Genomic DNA, 17,781 nt, shown 5'->3' with positions numbered 1-17,781 from the left:
AAGACACCATCAGGCATTTTTGCATCCCGAAAGTCGAAACGCCAAAAAAACATGCACCAATCATCCAAATTTTTCGTTTCTTTGGAGAAATGCAAATTAGGCAACTTAGTTGGTTACTATTTTTATTAATCTCCTCTGCATCATTTTCGCAGCAGGTAGATTATTACAGAAAAAATAATGCATCAAAAAGTTGGTATATGGTCAAGTCGGACCACTTCAATTTTTATTTTCAGGACTCGTCAAACCAAATAGTACATTCCATACTACCTGCTTCTATTTCTAAACTTAATGAAATTGAGAATAAAATTGGATACAGACTAAGTGGTAAAATCAATCTTTATTTTCACCCGTCTTTGGCCGAATTAAATGAAACATACTCCGTACAAAAATTTGAAAATGAACTTATTACAGGAGGAATAGCACCCATAAAATCAAACGATGGCCATGTATATTTTTGCCAAAATCAAGTAGAATTGTTGAATCAAATTTCTAAAATTATTGCCGAAAATTTAATTGTAGAAATGTTGTATGGTGGAATGGTTCAGGAACGCATAAAATATGCTACCCTACTGCACCCTCCCGATTGGTTTTTTGAAGGATTAATAAATTATTTGGCTCTGGGCTGGCATACATCACAGGACAATATTTTGAGGGATTTGTTTTTGAACCGCGATTTTGAATCATTCAACAAATTATCTCCTGAAATGCAAATTTTGGTTGGGCAAAACATCTGGCTTTTTATAGATGATGCAAAAGGAAGTGAGGCCATTAAGCAAATTCTTTTTTCTATTAGGCGTTCGCCAAAAATAGAAAATGCCATTTATGCCGAGCTTTATGAAACCACCAAACAACTGTATGAAGAATGGTATGTTTTCGGTTCGGCTGTTTATTCGCATGAGTTGAAAAGGCGAATTCCCCAAAAGCCTGACTTAGTTTTTTCGGCAGATGAATATGAATTTGTAAAAACCAAATTATCTCCTGATGGCGATCAAATTGCGAGTGTTTATCACAAAAATGGCAGAGTATATTTGGAGGTGTTCAACTTAACCACAGGTGATAGAAAAATAGTTGCAGAGCATTTCTATTACTACAATGGTGTGCTGAAAGACCCCAAAATGTGGCTTGTTTGCTGGAAAGATAACAAGCATTTGTGGTTGATGAAAAATGAAGCTCAGCCATATTTGACCCAATTGGAACTGGGTGGAAATGAACTAATGCAAATACCTATTCCGATGAATTTTGTGAATGATTTGGATTACCATCCATCAACCAATGAAATAGTGATTTCGGCATTCAAAAATGGCTCCTCCTCCCTTTTTTTATTAGACCCCGAAACGGGCAACCTGCATAAGTTGACAGACGAATCAAATGATGATTTGGATCCACACTTCGACAAAAATGGGAATATTTATTTTAGCAAAATACTATTTATCGACCCAAAAAGAGAGCTGGTATCCGGCTGGCAAAAAGATATTTTTTATTTGTTTAGAAACGGCAAAGAGGTATTGGCCATTAACAACGTGACCCAAACCGATAGCATAAACGAAAACAATCCTTTAAAACTGAATGAAAAGTACCTTAGTTTCTTGAGCGATCAAAATGGAATTAACAATGCGTATGCCTACAAACTCGATGAACAAACATTTGCTCTAAGCGACTATAGGGTAAATATTTTGTCGCAAAGTTTAAACAAAGACCGAACCTCTTTGATAGAAACCTTGCTGTTGGGTGGTCAATACTCTGTCTTTATATCACCTGTAGATAGCAGCAAAAATTTTGGAGCCATCTTGTACCCGTCAAATACAAAAAGCCTTTTAATGATAACCGAAAAAATCAAAAATGCAAGTAAAAACAAACCCATTCAGCCGAGCGATACGGGTGTAAAAAAATCAAAAGTATATTTTCAATCAAACTTTCCGACGCCCGACAATATTGATTCGCTTGAAAAAATAGAACGAGATTTAAAAAAATTGGAGTATTCAAATCCGGTTTTATTGGCAAAGAATAATTTGAGATTTATGCCCGCAAAAGCCATTGCTCAATTTAACAACAGCTATTTTTTGAGTAATGATTTTGCCACCGGAATAGACCCACAACTAACTGTCGGGAATAAAATGGGTGTTGTTTTGGGTGTGGTAATGCAAGACCAATTTAAAAACCACGAACTTGATGGAAGGTTGCGTACTAACTATGGTTTTGGACTATATCAGCTTAAAATTTCGTATCAAAATAGAGTGGGTAAGTATCAAAAAAAATTGACCTTTTCGTATGGTCAAAACCGATTTAACCAAAATAAAGACTTAGGCAAATCAGAAATAAGGGTGATGCAATTCGAAATTGGCAAAATTCTACGTAAAAATCTCTTTGTCAAAGCTATACAAACCACAAGATACGATTTATTCATTCCGGTTTGGGTGGATGAAACTTATATCAATCAAAAAATAAAAACACAAACCGTTTTTGACCAAACAGTAGAATTGAAATTTCAGAAATCGGGCAAACTTGATAATGTGGTAAACACCGGAACATGGTCAAAGCTGGACTTTACCACCCGATACAATGCCAACGGAACCGTTGGGTTTGTGGCCAAGTGGAACACCGTTTACACCAAAAAAATTAAAAAGAACTGGCTTTGGAAAAACAATCTTTTTACTGCGGTTTCTTTCGGAAAATCGCAAAACGTATTCCTACTTGGGGGCAACCAAAATCAATACAGGCAATCCGAACCCGAATCTATTTTGCCAAATGCCACCTTTGTCACCCCAGTTTTTGGTTTGCGAAATACAAAACTTGATACCCGAATGGGGAACAAAGTAGCCTTTATAAATTCAGAAATTTGGCTTCCACTTCAAAAATTTATCATTAAAAAACCAGTTAAATCGGCCTTTATACAAAATCTGGCTCTCATTGGTTTTGCAAATTCCGGAATTGCCTATTTCGGTTCTTCTCCATACAGCCTTTCCAATTCGGCCAACAAACAAATTATTGACAACGGAAGTCTGCACATTGTTATTTACAACATTAAAAATCCATTTGTCTATAGCGGCGGATTTGGTGTACAAACCAACCTATATGGATATACCATTCGATACGATGTTGCCTGGATTTTCGACAATAATGTTTGGCAAAAACACCTTGGCAAAATCTCGCTTAGCAAAGCATTTTAACAACTTATCCATAGTTTCAATTGTTAGGCTTTTCATTTATCGATAGAACAAAGGCTTTGAACTACCTTTGCGGCAACAAAAAGCAACAACATTGAGAACAGTTAAAACGGCTTTAATTTCGGTATTTTACAAAGATGGTATTGATGCATTGGCCAACTATTTACATCAAAACGGTGTGACTATATTGAGCACCGGTGGAACCCAAAGCTACCTCGAAAACCTCGGCATTCCGGTGGTGCCGGTAGAAGACAAAACAGGATTTCCATCTATTTTAGGTGGACGTGTAAAAACCTTGCATCCTGCCGTTTTTGGTGGAATTTTGAATCGGGCAGAAAACGAAAATGACCAAAAAGAACTTCAAGAATATCATATAGAAAATATTGATTTGGTGTGGGTTGATTTATATCCGTTTGAAGAAACCGTAAAAAACACCAGCAACCAATCCGAAATCATCGAAAAAATTGATATTGGCGGTGTTTCATTGATTCGTGCAGCAGCCAAAAACTTTAACGATAAAATCATCATTTGCAACAAAAATCAACCCTCAAAAGTGTTGAGCCATTTGCAAGAAAATAATTGCGGTAGCCGCATTGCGTTTAGAAAAAATTTGGCATTTGAGGCATTTTCAACCACTGCCATTTATGATAGACACATATCCAACTATTTTGGTGAATTGAATTCTACCCCACTGCGATATGGAGAAAACCCTCATCAAGAAGCTCATTTTGTCGGAAATATAGAGTCCGTTTTCAAACAACTGCACGGTAAAGAATTATCGTACAACAACCTACTGGATATTGATGCCGCTCTGCTTTTGATTGGCGATTTTAAACACGAAAAAAATGCCGTTTTTGGAATACTAAAACACAACAATGCCTGCGGTTTTGCGGTTAGACCCACGGTTGACGAGGCCTACGCTGCTGCCCTTGAAGCCGACCCTGTGAGTGCATTTGGCGGCATTTTGGCAACTTTATCAACCATAACCGAAAGCGTGGCCAATGCCATGAACGATTTGTTTTTTGAGGTGTTGATTGCTCCAAATTTTGAGGCAAATGCACTCGAAATTCTTCAACAAAAGAAAAATAGAATTTTGCTGCAACTTTCTGATTTTAAATGGACTGAAAAAACGGTTCGGTCGGCGGTAAACGGAAAACTCATTCAGCAAAGAGACAACAAAATTGTTGAAGAATCAGAACTCAAAATTGTGACTACCACACCACCAACCAACCAAGAAATTGCTGACCTGCTTTTTGCCAATAAATTAGTAAAACACACCAAAAGCAACGCCATTGTGCTTGCCAAAAATGGCCAACTGTTGGCCAGCGGCACAGGTCAAACTTCAAGAGTAGATGCATTGAATCAGGCTATTGAAAAAGCCAAAAATTTTAATTTTGACCTACATGGTGCTGTCATGGCAAGTGATGCTTTTTTTCCGTTTCCGGATTGTGTAGAAATAGCCAACAAGGCGGGAATTAGTGCAGTAATTCAGCCTGGTGGCAGTATTAAAGACCAACTTTCGGTTGACTATTGCAACCAACATAAAATGGCTATGGTAATGACCGGATATCGGCATTTTAAACATTAACCTATTGTATGCAATTTTATGACGATAGGGTTTTAAAAGAATCGCCAACGAGCAATTTCTGAGAATAAAAATTGACTGCTATTATTTTTATTACGAAAAATTGATAAATCACACCATATTAAAGTAATATTGCAAAACCTTTGCAAAACGGTATATTTTTTAATTAGAAAACTCGAGATTTTACATACATAGATGGGTATTTTCAACTTTTTGACTCAAGAAGTAGCCATTGACCTTGGCACAGCCAATACGTTAATTATTCACAAAGACAAGGTGGTGGTGAACGAGCCGTCAATTATTGCCATGAAACGCAGCACGGGCGAGATAATAGCCATTGGCAAAGAAGCCCAAAAAATGCATGGCAAAACCCACGAAGACATAAAGACTATTAGACCCCTAAAAGATGGTGTAATCGCCGATTTTAAAGCGGCCGAACACATGATTCGTGGTTTCATAAAAATGATTAACCGAAAAGGAAGTTTTATTACCCCTCAGATAAGAATGGTAATCTGCATCCCATCGGGTATTACAGAAGTTGAGAAAAGAGCCGTAAAACAATCAGCCGAAAAAGCCGGAGCCAAAGAAGTCTATATGATTCCTGAGCCAATGGCTGCTGCTATTGGTATTGGCATCGATATTTCTGAACCTATGGGTAATATGATTATAGACATAGGTGGTGGCACAACCGAGATTGCCGTTATTGCTTTGTCGGGCATTGTTTCTGACGAATCTATTCGGGTGGCTGGTGATGATTTTACGGAGGATATTATTGAATACATGCGTAGGCAACACAACCTTATGATTGGCGAACGCACTGCCGAACAAATAAAAATTGAGGTTGGAGCGGCTCTGCCCGAACTTGAAAATCCACCGGAAGATTATGCCGTAAACGGTAGAGATTTGATGACAGGCATTCCAAAACAAATCTTGGTTTCTTATTCCGAAATTGCTCTTTCGTTAGATAAATCCATTTCAAAAATTGAGGAAGCCGTATTGAAAGCCTTAGAAAATACTCCACCAGAATTGAGTGCCGATATATACTCAACCGGTTTGTATTTGACTGGTGGTGGTGCCCTTTTGAGAGGCTTGGACAAACGTATTTCGAGCAAATCGAAATTGCCTGTTTATGTGGCCGAAGACCCATTGCAAGCCGTTGTGAAAGGAACAGGAATTGCCCTAAAAAATCTACCAAGTTACCGAACCATTATGCAATAATCTAAATGCGAAATCTGCTCCAATTTATACGGACAAATTTTCACATTTTGCTTTTTTTGCTACTACAGGGCATTTCACTTTTTGCTCTTATTCGATTCAACAATTATCATCAGGCTGTTTTTTTCAGCACTTCGAGCCAAGTGAATGGAAATATTTTAACCCAACGAAAAAATGTAATCAATTACTTTTCCTTACAATCTGAAAATCAGAAACTTAAAAATGAAAATATTCTTTTAAGAACTCGCGGAACAGAAAACTTTATTTTTATTTCGGATGATACTTTATTGGCCAAAGATTCTGCCAAAAAGCTTTTGTACAGCTACATTCCGGCCACGGTTATTTACAACAACATCCGAAAACAAAAAAATTATTTTACCATAAACCGAGGCTATGCTCAGGGGGTTGAAAAAAATATGGGGGTTATTAGTCCGCAAGGCGTGGCCGGAAAAATTGTGGATGTTTCCGAAAATTTTTCGGTGGCCATGTCCATTCTAAATAGCGATTTTATTCTCACTCCAAAAATTGCAGGCGAAGTTCGGTTTGGTAAACTTAGTTGGAATGGCTCCAACCCAGATTATGTACAAATTCAAAATGTGAGCAACCATTACGATATAAAAGTAGGACAGGAAGTGGCCACTACACCATTCGCCGATTTGTTTCCAGATGGGGTTGCTATTGGCAATATCAGCAAAGTATCAAAAAGTGAGAACAACAAATACTGGGTGTTGGAGGTAAAATTGTCCACCGACATGACGCGATTGGGCGAGGTGTATATCATCAAAAATTTATTCAAAAAAGAACTCGACCAGTTGCAAGACAAATACATCAATGAAGAGTAACGAGTGGTTTATATTTGGTCTAAAAGCATTGCTTTTGGTGGCGGTTCAGGTGTTGATTATAGACCACCTCAACCTCAATCAATATATGTTTCCGCAGATATATATTATGCTGCTTATGTCTTTGCCCATCAATTTGCCGCATTGGCAAGGATATGTGGCCGGATTTTTACTTGGGGCTTTGGCCGATAGTTTTGGCACTCCTGGGCTACACTCGTTTACTTGTGTATTTATGATGTTTTTCAGGCATCAATACTTCAGCCGATTTGTTGATAAAGAGTGGCTTGCCACGGGCATTAGACCTAATTTTAATAATACCGACCGAAGTTGGTATTTGCTCTATATGCCGCTGTTTGTATTTATTTTTCATTTCATTCTGCTGTCGCTCGAGAGTTTTTCATTTCATCACTTTGTGAACACTTTGCTCAAAATTATTTACAGCAGCAGCCTTGCCATTTTCTTAATTTTGCTCTTCCAATTTTCGTTTAATACAGTTCAGCAAGATGGCGACTAACAATAGAGCAACAGTCATTAAAATAGCAATTTTGCTATTTGCCTTTGTTCTAATTGCCAAACTCTTTTACTTGCAAATAATCAGTGATAAATATGTAGAAAAATCTGCGAACATTTCTATTCGAGTTATTACAGACTATCCTGACCGAGGGCTTATTATTGACAGAAATGGTGAGGTAATTGTGTTTAATGAAGATGCCCACGACTTGGTTATTCATTTTCCGTTTGACACCTCAAAAATTGATATGTCGTCTTTGGCACATTTGTTAAAACTGAGCAGAGATGAGGTTTCGCAAAAATTTAGGAGTCTAAAATCGTATAACGGAAAAGCCATTTTTATTAAAAATTTGGAGGCTGCAGATTTTGCCCGGATACAAGAAGGTTTGCATTCGTTTCCTCAATTTGCCCTCGAAACTCGAAGTGATAGAAAATATAAACACAATGTGGCAGCCCACACACTCGGTTATGTTGCCGAAATATCAAGAACAGAACTCGAAAACGACAAAGAAGAATACTACGACATTGGCGAATATATTGGCAAAAGCGGCATTGAGAAATATTATGAAACACGATTAAGAGGAGTAAAAGGCAAACAATATTTTTTGAGAAACAACGCCGGATACATTAAAGATATTTATAAAAACGGAGAATTCGACTCAAAATCGAAAGTGGCTGATGCCATGCACGTTTCGCTTGATGTGCTGCTGCAAGAGTATGGCGAAAAACTGATGGAGGGAAAAACCGGAAGCATTGTTGCCATCGAACCCAGCACTGGGGAGATATTGGCCATGGTAAGCACCCCAGGCTACAAACCAGATATGTTTGCCATAAAAAACCTTGGAAAAAACTATGCCGCACTTGCCGCCGACCCCAATAAACCATTGATAAATAGAGCCATAACATCACAATATCCACCTGGAAGTACGTTTAAAACGGTTATGGCCTTAATAGGTCTTCAAGAAGGAGTTATTACTCCAGAAACTCGTTTTACATGTGCCGGAGGTTTTCATGTTGGCCGTTTAACAGTTCGTTGCCACCCGCACTTTGGCAGCCCCGACCTCCGCTTTAGTATTCAAACATCATGCAATGCCTACTATTGCAACGTTTTTCGTGAAATCCTACATCAAGACCGTTTTGCCAATATTGAAGAAGGATATAACAACTGGGCAGGATATTTAGATAGATTTGGGCTGGGGCACACATTGGGTTGCGATATCAGTGGTGAAAAAGGAGGAAATGTGCCAACGGCAGAATATTTTCATCGCTACCACGGAAAAAATAAATGGAATTATGTTAGAATCGTATCGCTGGCCATTGGTCAAGGCGAGTTAACCCTAACTCCCTTGCAAATTGCCAATATAGCCACCATTATTGCCAATAGGGGTTATTACTATACACCTCATGTTTACACAGGTGAGGGCATAAATTCTGCCTTTACGGAAAAACATCTTACTCGGGTTGATGCCCAACATTTTGCACCGGTTATTGAAGGTATGCGTGGTGTGATGTTGGCCGGAACAGGAGCAGGAGTTCAAATTCCGGGTATAGAAATATGCGGAAAAACGGGAACAGCCCAAAACCCACATGGCGAAAACCACAGTATTTTTATGGCCTTCGCCCCAATGAACAACCCCAAAATAGCTATTGCAACTATTGTTGAAAATGCAGGCTATGGTGCCACTTGGGCCGCACCAATCAGCACGCTCATGATTGAAAAATATATAAACCGCGACAGCATTAGCCAACGCCCCGATTTAGAAAAAAGAGTTATGCGACCATTACACCCCCAAGCAGCATCAGAGAGCAGCCATGATGAATGAAATAGAGAGCAAATCGAGATTTGATGTATTGACGGTGCTACTATTTTTGGCATTGGCAACCGTAGGTTTACTCAGCATCTACTCTTCATCCATTGCCACAGATGATGGTATCATTAATCTGAGCAATAATTACGAACGACAAATCATGTTTTTGGCGGTGTCTATCATCATCGGCTCTATGCTTTTTCTTATCGAAACACGGTTTTTTGAGGTATTTTCTTACTGGTTTTTTGCCTTTTGGATAGCCATGCTTATTCTGGTCATTTTTATTGGCACAGAAAAACACGGTGCACGATCATGGTTTTCCTTTGGCGGGTTTCTTTTGCAGCCAAGCGAGTTTACCAAACTTGGCGTAGCACTTGCCCTGAGCAAATATATCAGCGATATTGATACCGATATGAAAAGCATTCGCTATCAACTGTTTACCGCCGGAATTGTATTGCTCCCTATTTTGTTGATTGTATTGCAGGGTGATGCCGGCTCCGGATTAGTGTTTTTCTCGTTTGCCTTAGTTTTGTATCGCGAAGGCTTGTCGGGTGTTATTTTGGTAGTGGGCATTGTCAGCATCATTCTTGCCGTAGCCACCATCGCTTTTTCTATCATACCCATGATAATTACGCTCATTATTCTTGGCCTGCTCATTACCGGATTTGTTTATACAGATGCAGCTTTATTGCGAAAAATATGGCTTATCATGGCTGCCTGCATGGCTTTTAGCGTAGTGGTTGATATTGCTTTTTCAAAAGTATTGGAAGACCATCAACAAAAGCGTATTCAGGTAATGTTGGGTATTATAGACGACCCATTAGGGTTAGGCTACAATGTAGATCAATCAAAAACGGCCATTGGGTCGGGAGGTTTTTTAGGAAAAGGGTATTTGCAAGGCACCCAAACCAAAGGTGATTTTGTGCCAGAGCAGCACACCGATTTTATTTTTACCAGCATTGGCGAGGAGTTCGGATGGCTTGGTTGCACCATCCTCATTGCACTTTATGTGGCCTTATTTTTTAGAATAATTCATATTGCCGAGCGGCAGCGAAGCAAATTCAGCCGAGTATATGCCTACTGCGTTTTAAGTATTTTATTTTTTCATTTTCTGATAAACATTGCCATGACCATCAATTTGGCTCCGGTTATTGGCATACCACTACCCTTTATTAGCTATGGCGGTTCCAGCCTTATATCTTTTACCGTTATGTTGTTTTTGTTGCTCCGCTTTGATGCCAACAGAGAAAATGAGCTGGATTCGGTAAATTATTAGGTTATCAAACCGCATGATTTCCATTAGATTTTCAAATAAATATTTTGTTGTAGCCTTGTTTAAACAAAGAAGTCTGTCTTTTATCTAATCATTATGTGTTATTTTTGAGGTTTGAAGACAATGTAAAACAGGATTTTTTTCATTTCAATTGTTTGTGAAATATCTTCTTTTATCGGCTTTTTTCTTCCTTGGATTTGTGCCATCAGAACAAGATAAAAACCTATTGTCATACAAAAATTGTTTTGATAATGAACTCAAAGAGTGGGTTGCCACCTTTGACAATTTCAATCTATCGTCTTTCAATGTTAAAGATACGGTGGCTTTTGATGGCGACTATGAACAGGATTCGAATTATCTCAAAACATTTTTAGATATATACAAACCAATAATTACATACTCGCCCGATAGTACACTGTTTATAGACATATACAGCTATCAATTAAACTTGGAGAAAAACGGAAAATATTATTATGCCTCTCCTGACATTGACCAAGCCATACTATTGTTTGATAACCAAAAGAAATATTGGAACAGAATATATTTTGGTACAAATTCAAGATGGATTGATGAAGTAATCTGGGTTTCATGCAATGAGTTTATCATGGTTGGTATCACAAAAAATTTGGAAGACAAAAAAACTCCTCTCATACTAATCGGTAACGTGGATAAACGAACAATGTTAATGTATATGACCAGCGACCAAAATTGTTTTCAAACCGATACCGGCTATTCGTCTTATAAGCTGAAACATATAAATATCAAAGGATTATAGCATCTTGTGATATACTAAATGCAAAATATCTCAGACAACTATCAGCTTTTTTGATAGATTGTTGTGGCAGTGACTGGATTGATAAATGAAACGATTGGTGAATATCAAATAACGGACTATCTTTGATAAATTCTTACCAATTGAGATAAGCAATTATAACATTAAAATAAGCATAATTAGCACTATGAAAATCATCTACCAATATTCTCGCCTAGCCATTGTGCAAAAAGAGGTAATGGGTGAAGCATGGTTTGACTTATCCTCCTTAAAAAGTGGTATGTACTACGTGATTGTTTCCAACCCATGGGGGCAAACAAATACTTTTAAACTGATAAAATTATGAAAGTAAAAATTGCAGGTTTAGCTTTTGTATTGCTTTCTTCGACAAAATCATTCGGCTTATTCCATTCTCCCGATTCTGTTTGGACAACTAAGCTACGACCAACCCTATCGGTTCGTGGAATGAATTATTTTAGGGCTGACTTCAATAACAATTACCCCGATTTTGAAACTTCAAGATATAACCCTTTTATTATCGGCGGTGAACTGAATAGTTGTTTTTCAGTAAATAAATGTCTTTCATTGAGCGTTTACGCTCAAATAACCAAGCAAGATTACAGAAAAAACGATATTCATTTCGATCTATATCCTAATGATGCACGTTGGAATCATTTGCATGAATTTAAAGCAATTTATGGGGGTTCGGAATTGGGCTATTATTTCCATCCTTTTTCAAAACGCGTTGAAAGTAGTATTAATGCAGGAATCATAATTGGTAAAGGTTTATTGCATTACCGTCTGATAAAAGTACCTCCTTACGATGGATCTGATACGGAAACCAGTCTGCCATTTTATGGCATTACCTTTAGTACTTCATTTAGGTACAGTCCCTTCCCCAAAAAATTTAAGTATGTTGGTTTGGAAGCCTACGGCAGAGCAATGTTTAGCAAAAATTCAACATTGCGTCAAGCAGGCTTGGGTTTGTTTTATAAGATTCCAACACATTCTGCCGATTCTGTTTTGGCAAAGCTACGACCAACGCTGTCGGTTCGTGGAATGAATTATTTTAGGGCGGATTTTAAAAACAATTACCCCGATTTTGAAACGTTGGAATTTAATCCTCTTTGGGTTGGAGGAGAATGGAACAGTAGTTTTTTATTAAATAAATGTCTTTCCGCAAACATTAGTTTCCAATATACTTACCAATGGTTTCTAGATCGAAGGTATGTTCTCTTTGATTTATTTCCGGATGATAATGAACGTTATAATCTTTTGCGTGAATTTAATGCAATTTATGGAGGTTCGGAATTGGGCTATTATTTCCATCCTTTTTCAAAACGTGTTGAAAGCAGTATTAATGTAGGAATCATAATTGGTAAAGGTTTTTTGCAATACCGTGTAATTAAGAAACGCCCATACGAGGGATATGAGGTCACTGATCTTCTCCCATTTCGTGGCATTACCTGCAGTACCTCAATTAAGTACATGCCCTTTCCTAAAAAGTTTAAATATATTGGTTTAGAAGCTTATGGTAGGGCTATGTTCAGCAAAAACTCTACAATTCAACAAGCCGGCTTGGGGGTGTTTTTTAGGGTATATTAGCCATACCCCCAAAGTATTAGGAGAGCAACAACTCCCTGTATCTACTGCAAAAAACCACCATATCCATTATGGAGAGAGAAGGAGATAGAAAAATCAATCAATATTTCCTCCCAAAAAATTTGTCACAAAAAAAGCCCTTCGCATTGCGAAGGGCTTTTGCTTTTTATCTAATCCAAATCTTATTTAACTACTTGCATTGATTTGGTAACCTTATTGTCTTTTGACGAAATGGTGTAGAAATATACGCCACTTGTAAGGTTGTTTCCATCAATAACAATGTTGTGGTTTCCAGCGTTGTTGTAGCCCAAATTTTGAGTAGCTACCACTTTTCCGGTTGCATCGGTGATAGTGTATGACAAATCACTTCCAGAACGCAAGTAAATCATTACATTGGTTTCTGCACTGAATGGATTTGGTTGGTTTTGACTAACCACAAACACTTTCGCATCTTTTTCGATTGGTCGCTCACCCAACGTGTTTTGACCAATGTTTCCGGCCATCAGGTCGGTTACAGGAATAGCTGCATAGAATATTGTATTCTCAACGTTTGGATGCAAGTTACCGCTTCCGCTGTTTTGCAAGTTTGTTCCAGGATGCTCATCCACCTGAAAAATGAAGTGAACAAAATCATCTGTTTTCTTAGTCATACAAGCAAATACGGCTTCTTTTTTACGCAATTGAGTGGCGTTTTGAGGAATTGCCCAATTGGCTCCACCATCGGTTGAAAAAGAAATATGTACATCTCTAAAGTTTGCACCAAAATCGTGGTAAGTAAACTCCACAGGGCAATCGTATGTTACATATATGTTGTTGCTTGCATCACACGAAAGACTTGGGTGTGTAGAAAGGCTGGTTCCACCGTAGCGGGCAGCATAACTTAGGCCTCCATTCGGGTTACCGTTAGCGTCCATGCTATTTGTTGTTTCATCAGCAAATTCATAAGGAGAACCATTTGAGCCGTTGGCTCCGTCCATGTCAATTGGGGTACCACATACTTTCCAAATAGGTTCGTTTTCGCTCCAGTGGAATAGATTATAAAGGCTTCCTGAACGAGCTAAATCATCCGTGGTGTCGTCATCCGCATAACTTACTCTTCCAGTTACCACGTGTACATTGTTGTTGTTGTCAATCAAAATATCTACTGCACCATCGTTTGTTAGGTATGGATTGTTTACATCAACCAATGTTCTACCCCACACAAAACGTGGAATTTCGAACGTATCGATAATAGAAACTGTCCAGTTGTCGCCATTGTCCATTGATTTCCACATGGTAACATCTTTATATCTTCCACCAATAACCATTGCCACAACCGAATCGCGGGTATCAATAGCATATACATCTCCGTCTCCATCTAAATATCTTGATGAATCGTAGCCTGGTAAGGTCGTTGGGGTTGACCATGTTTTACCGGCATCTAACGAACGGGAGTATAAAACTGGATTTGTTATACCATTTATAATTACATCTGGGTCGCCTGACTGGGCAGAAAATGCAACCAAAGTGTGCATGATATCGCCATTGTTTGCCGTTCTGTTCCAAATCAAATTTCCGTTAGGATTTGTTACAACGTTGCTTCCAGTTGTCCAAGTACTTCCACCTTTTGCCGAAGTAGATGCTATTACCAAACCACCATCGGCAGCATCATGAGCAATGGTATAAACTGATCCATCCGCCAAAACGCCAATAGATGGCCAACCAGTTCTTACGTTATTTTCGGTTCTTACCGTTGGTTCTGCACCCCAATCGGTTCCGTCAAAATAATTTACCGCCGAACCTCTGTCTGGCCATGTGGTGCTGCTGGTGCCGCTAAATGTCCATGCCACAGTGATTGTTCCATCATCGTGCAAAATGGCTCTTCTACCAATAGCCGCATTTGTTTGCAAATCATAAAAAGTGTTTCCTACTCTAACAAAATCATACACTTCCTCACGGCTTTTTGCATGAATTTGTTTGTTGCCCATTGATTGATTTGGAGTAGTAGCATACTGACTTCCGTCTATGGCTTTTAGATGGCTTCCATCCTCCATGTTTACTACTCCTGCGTTTGCATCTGTTTGTGCATTGGCTATTGATATGGTTGCCAATGCAGCTGATAAAAGTATTGCTTTTTTCATACTACTTTTTAACTATTAATTCTTTATTACGTTTTCGTTAAAGTTGACAAATGTAGAAATTACTTTATAATTCTTGCTACCATTTCTGTCAAAAGTTCGCCTTCTTCTGATTTTCCACCTTCTATTCCCTTGCTTCTCAAATCAAATTCGTGTAGAACACTAAATACTTGGCTAATTTTTGCGGGCTGATAGTTTTTTGCGGCTGTTATATACTCTGTCACAAAATAGGGCGATAAACCTACCGCTCTGGCAATTTCTGTGCTATTGGTTGTTTTTTGAAAATGAATTAGATGCACTTTCTTAAAATAGTTGTATAAGTTTATCAAAACCAGCACAAAGGGGTTGTCCTTGGTGTTTTGACCAAAATATTTAACTATCTGAAGACTTGTTTTCAAATCCCGCTTGCCTATGCTTTTGGTCAGTTCAAACACATTATATTCTTTGTCTATACCGCCACCTTTGGCCAAATCGTCCATTTCAATTTGTTTCCGACTTCCTAAGTTGGCTTTTGCCTTTTCTATTTCGCCTGATATTTTGTTTAAATCACTGCCAAGCGTTTGCAAAAGCACTTGTGCGGCTTGCGGAGCAATGGTTATTCCCAACGATTTGCAATGAGCGGCTAACCATCCGGCCACTTCGTTGTCATAGAGTTTGGCAGTGGTAAACAACCCAAATTTTTTCAGTTCTTTGCCCAATTTGGTGGCTTTGTTTACCTTTTTTCCTTTATAAAGAAACACCAAAACTGTTGACTTTACCGGATTTTCACAATAGTCTAAAAGTGCATCAATGGTTTTTAAATACTGTGCCTCGCGAACCATGATGAGCTGATATTCGGCCATCATCGGAAACCGCTTGGCGGCAGAAATAATATCGTTGATGTTTGAATCTTTTCCGTAAACGGCCTGATAGTTAAATCCTTTTTCGGCCTCTGTCAATACGGATTCTTCCAAAAGGTCGGCCACTTTGTCGATAAAATAGCTCTCCTCCCCTTCCAAAAAATAAATGGGTTGAAACTTTCTCGACTTGATTTCCGAAACTATTTTGTCAAATTCTGCTATACTTGCCACCGTTTGCTAAAAAAATTTGGTGCAATTTAATTGGGAAAAACTTGGAATTAAAACCCGTGTTGAAAAAAACACCCTATACATTTTTGACCCAATCCGAAAAAAATACATCCAAGAAACTCCAGAAGAACAAGTTAGGCAGTTTGTCATTTATCATCTTGTTCAAGATTTGGGTTATCCTGCGGCTTCTATTTCGGTAGAAAAACAGATAACTTATCTAAAACTGAAAAAGCGATTTGACATTTTGATTTTTGCCAACGGGCAACCAAAATTGCTGATAGAGTGTAAGGCTCCGTTTGTTGAACTTTCGGAAGACACCATTCACCAAATTGCTCAATATAATTTTGCTCTAAATGCCCCATTTTTTGCTATCACGAATGGTCGCAACTCATTGATTTATAGAGTAGATACAAAATCGAAAAAAATAATTTCTGAAAACGACTTTCCACCGTATCAACGTATCATTTCTTAATCTACTTTCGTGCAAAATTTCACGTATGGAACTCTTGGTTATTGCAGTCTTTGTCATCGGTTATGCCGCCATTGCTTTAGAACACAACATTAAAATTGACAAGGCTGCTTCGGCCTTGCTCACCGGCATGATTTGCTGGACTCTTTTCTCTTTTTATTTAGGAAAAACTTACCACGGACACGAATTAAAAGAAGCCCTCGAACACAGCATGGGACATCATTTGTTCGACATTGCAGGAATTCTGTTTTTCTTGATGGGTGCCATGACCATTGTGGAATTGGTGGATGCTCACGAAGGATTTAAAGTGATAACTGACCAAATAAAAACTACCAATGCCGTAAAACTGCTATGGATTGTGGGATTGATTACCTTTTTTCTATCATCGGTTCTCGACAACCTAACCACAACCATTGTAATGATTTCGCTGTTGCGAAAGTTGATTGACGACAAACAAATGCGATGGCTTTTTGTGGGTTTAGTAGTAATTGCGGCAAACGCTGGCGGTGCGTGGTCGCCCATTGGCGATGTTACCACTACCTTATTGTGGAATGGCGGCCAACTGCCCGATGTGGGTAAAATGCTCACACATCTTATCCTGCCAAGTCTTGTTTCGTTGATTCTGCCTATTTTGGCTTTGAGCTTTTCATTAAAAGGAAGAGAGCTTGCCAGACCTCAAGCAGATACCCTTTCTGCACACAAAACCAACCCAACAACAGATTCAGAAAGAAAACTCATTTTTACCTTAGGTATAGGCGGTTTGGTATTCGTTCCGGTGTTTAAAACCATTACCCATTTAAGTCCGTTTATGGGCATGATGTTCAGTTTGGGCATACTTTGGGTGGTTACCGAAATAATCCATCGAAGCAAAAACAAAGAAGACAAACATCCGCTTTCGGTGGTGGGTGTTCTTCAAAAAATTGACGTTTCCAGCGTACTTTTCTTCTTAGGAATTTTGTTAGCAGTGGCCGCACTTCAAGAGTTTGGACACCTGGGCAAATTAGCCGAGTTCTTAAATAATTCTATTGGAGATATTTACATAATAAACGTAGCCATTGGCTTTTTAAGCAGCATTGTGGACAACGTGCCTTTGGTGGCCGCAGCACAGGGAATGTATGAGGTGGCTGCATCCGGAGAGTTTGCGGCTAACGGGCATTTTTGGCAATTTTTGGCCTACTGTGCCGGTGTGGGTGGCAGTTGTCTTATCATTGGTTCGGCTGCCGGAGTGGCGGCTATGGGTCTTGAAAAGATAGAATTTGGCTGGTATCTAAAAAAAGTAACTTGGCTTGCAGTTATAGGCTATCTTGGTGGAGCCATTGTTTATTATTTGCTCTCAATGTTTGTATTTGTCTAAAATTTC

The 17,781-nt window shown here is 38.6% G+C and carries 14 protein-coding genes; 12 read left to right on the top strand and 2 right to left on the bottom strand.

Going from position 1 to position 17,781, the window contains the following annotated elements; genetic code table 11:
- The first annotated feature begins 89 nt into the window (after nucleotides 1-89).
- The 10 genes from H6607_03795 (at nucleotide 90) to H6607_03750 (ending at nucleotide 12,771) form a co-directional block, all read left to right on the top strand.
- Nucleotides 90-3,167, top strand: coding sequence for a hypothetical protein (locus tag H6607_03795; GenBank protein MCB9261475.1), 3,078 nt, complete (start codon nucleotides 90-92; stop codon nucleotides 3,165-3,167).
- 67 nt (nucleotides 3,168-3,234) lie between these two features.
- Entirely contained in the window at nucleotides 3,235-4,752 is a 1,518-nt protein-coding gene (gene purH / locus H6607_03790) for a bifunctional phosphoribosylaminoimidazolecarboxamide formyltransferase/IMP cyclohydrolase (GenBank protein MCB9261474.1), read from the top strand.
- A 192-nt stretch (nucleotides 4,753-4,944) separates the two neighbouring features.
- Nucleotides 4,945-5,967: a rod shape-determining protein gene (locus H6607_03785; protein MCB9261473.1), complete on the top strand. Its 1,023-nt coding sequence runs from the start codon at nucleotides 4,945-4,947 to the stop codon at nucleotides 5,965-5,967.
- A gap of 5 nt (nucleotides 5,968-5,972) precedes the next feature.
- Nucleotides 5,973-6,806, top strand: coding sequence for a rod shape-determining protein MreC (gene mreC / locus H6607_03780; protein MCB9261472.1), 834 nt, complete (start codon nucleotides 5,973-5,975; stop codon nucleotides 6,804-6,806).
- The gene (gene mreD / locus H6607_03775) at nucleotides 6,796-7,317 is read left to right on the top strand and encodes a rod shape-determining protein MreD (protein ID MCB9261471.1); all 522 of its coding nucleotides are present in this window, start codon (nucleotides 6,796-6,798) and stop codon (nucleotides 7,315-7,317) included. Before mreC ends, mreD begins: the two co-directional genes overlap by 11 nt.
- Nucleotides 7,307-9,136 (top strand): penicillin-binding protein 2, encoded by a 1,830-nt coding sequence (gene mrdA / locus H6607_03770; GenBank protein MCB9261470.1) that lies wholly within the window; start codon nucleotides 7,307-7,309, stop codon nucleotides 9,134-9,136. Before mreD ends, mrdA begins: the two co-directional genes overlap by 11 nt.
- Nucleotides 9,126-10,397, top strand: coding sequence for a rod shape-determining protein RodA (locus tag H6607_03765; protein MCB9261469.1), 1,272 nt, complete (start codon nucleotides 9,126-9,128; stop codon nucleotides 10,395-10,397). The genes mrdA and H6607_03765 overlap by 11 nt, the downstream gene beginning before the upstream one ends.
- A gap of 154 nt (nucleotides 10,398-10,551) precedes the next feature.
- Nucleotides 10,552-11,169, top strand: a complete 618-nt coding sequence (locus H6607_03760) for a hypothetical protein (protein MCB9261468.1) — start codon at nucleotides 10,552-10,554, stop codon at nucleotides 11,167-11,169.
- A gap of 184 nt (nucleotides 11,170-11,353) precedes the next feature.
- Complete coding sequence (locus H6607_03755; GenBank protein MCB9261467.1) at nucleotides 11,354-11,512, top strand: T9SS type A sorting domain-containing protein; 159 nt, start codon at nucleotides 11,354-11,356, stop codon at nucleotides 11,510-11,512.
- The gene (locus H6607_03750) at nucleotides 11,509-12,771 is read left to right on the top strand and encodes a hypothetical protein (protein ID MCB9261466.1); all 1,263 of its coding nucleotides are present in this window, start codon (nucleotides 11,509-11,511) and stop codon (nucleotides 12,769-12,771) included. Before H6607_03755 ends, H6607_03750 begins: the two co-directional genes overlap by 4 nt.
- Nucleotides 12,772-12,950: 179 nt before the next feature.
- Here the strand turns inward: H6607_03750 and H6607_03745 are convergent, their stop codons facing one another.
- A complete protein-coding gene (locus H6607_03745) occupies nucleotides 12,951-14,888 on the bottom strand; it encodes a T9SS type A sorting domain-containing protein (GenBank protein MCB9261465.1) in 1,938 nt (645 codons plus the stop codon).
- Nucleotides 14,889-14,947: 59 nt separating this feature from the next.
- Nucleotides 14,948-15,955, bottom strand: a complete 1,008-nt coding sequence (holA, locus tag H6607_03740) for a DNA polymerase III subunit delta (GenBank protein MCB9261464.1) — start codon at nucleotides 15,953-15,955, stop codon at nucleotides 14,948-14,950.
- A gap of 19 nt (nucleotides 15,956-15,974) precedes the next feature.
- Here holA and H6607_03735 point away from each other — a divergent pair, with 19 nt between their 5' ends.
- Nucleotides 15,975-16,424, top strand: a complete 450-nt coding sequence (locus H6607_03735; GenBank protein ID MCB9261463.1) for a type I restriction enzyme HsdR N-terminal domain-containing protein — start codon at nucleotides 15,975-15,977, stop codon at nucleotides 16,422-16,424.
- A gap of 25 nt (nucleotides 16,425-16,449) precedes the next feature.
- Nucleotides 16,450-17,775, top strand: coding sequence for a sodium:proton antiporter NhaD (nhaD, locus tag H6607_03730; GenBank protein ID MCB9261462.1), 1,326 nt, complete (start codon nucleotides 16,450-16,452; stop codon nucleotides 17,773-17,775).
- Nucleotides 17,776-17,781 lie beyond the last annotated feature (6 nt).

Source organism: Flavobacteriales bacterium (assembly GCA_020635395.1).
GTDB lineage: Bacteria > Bacteroidota > Bacteroidia > NS11-12g > UBA9320 > UBA987.
The sequence above is the reverse complement of the archived record's forward strand: the minus strand, read 5'-3'. Positions and strand labels throughout refer to the sequence as shown.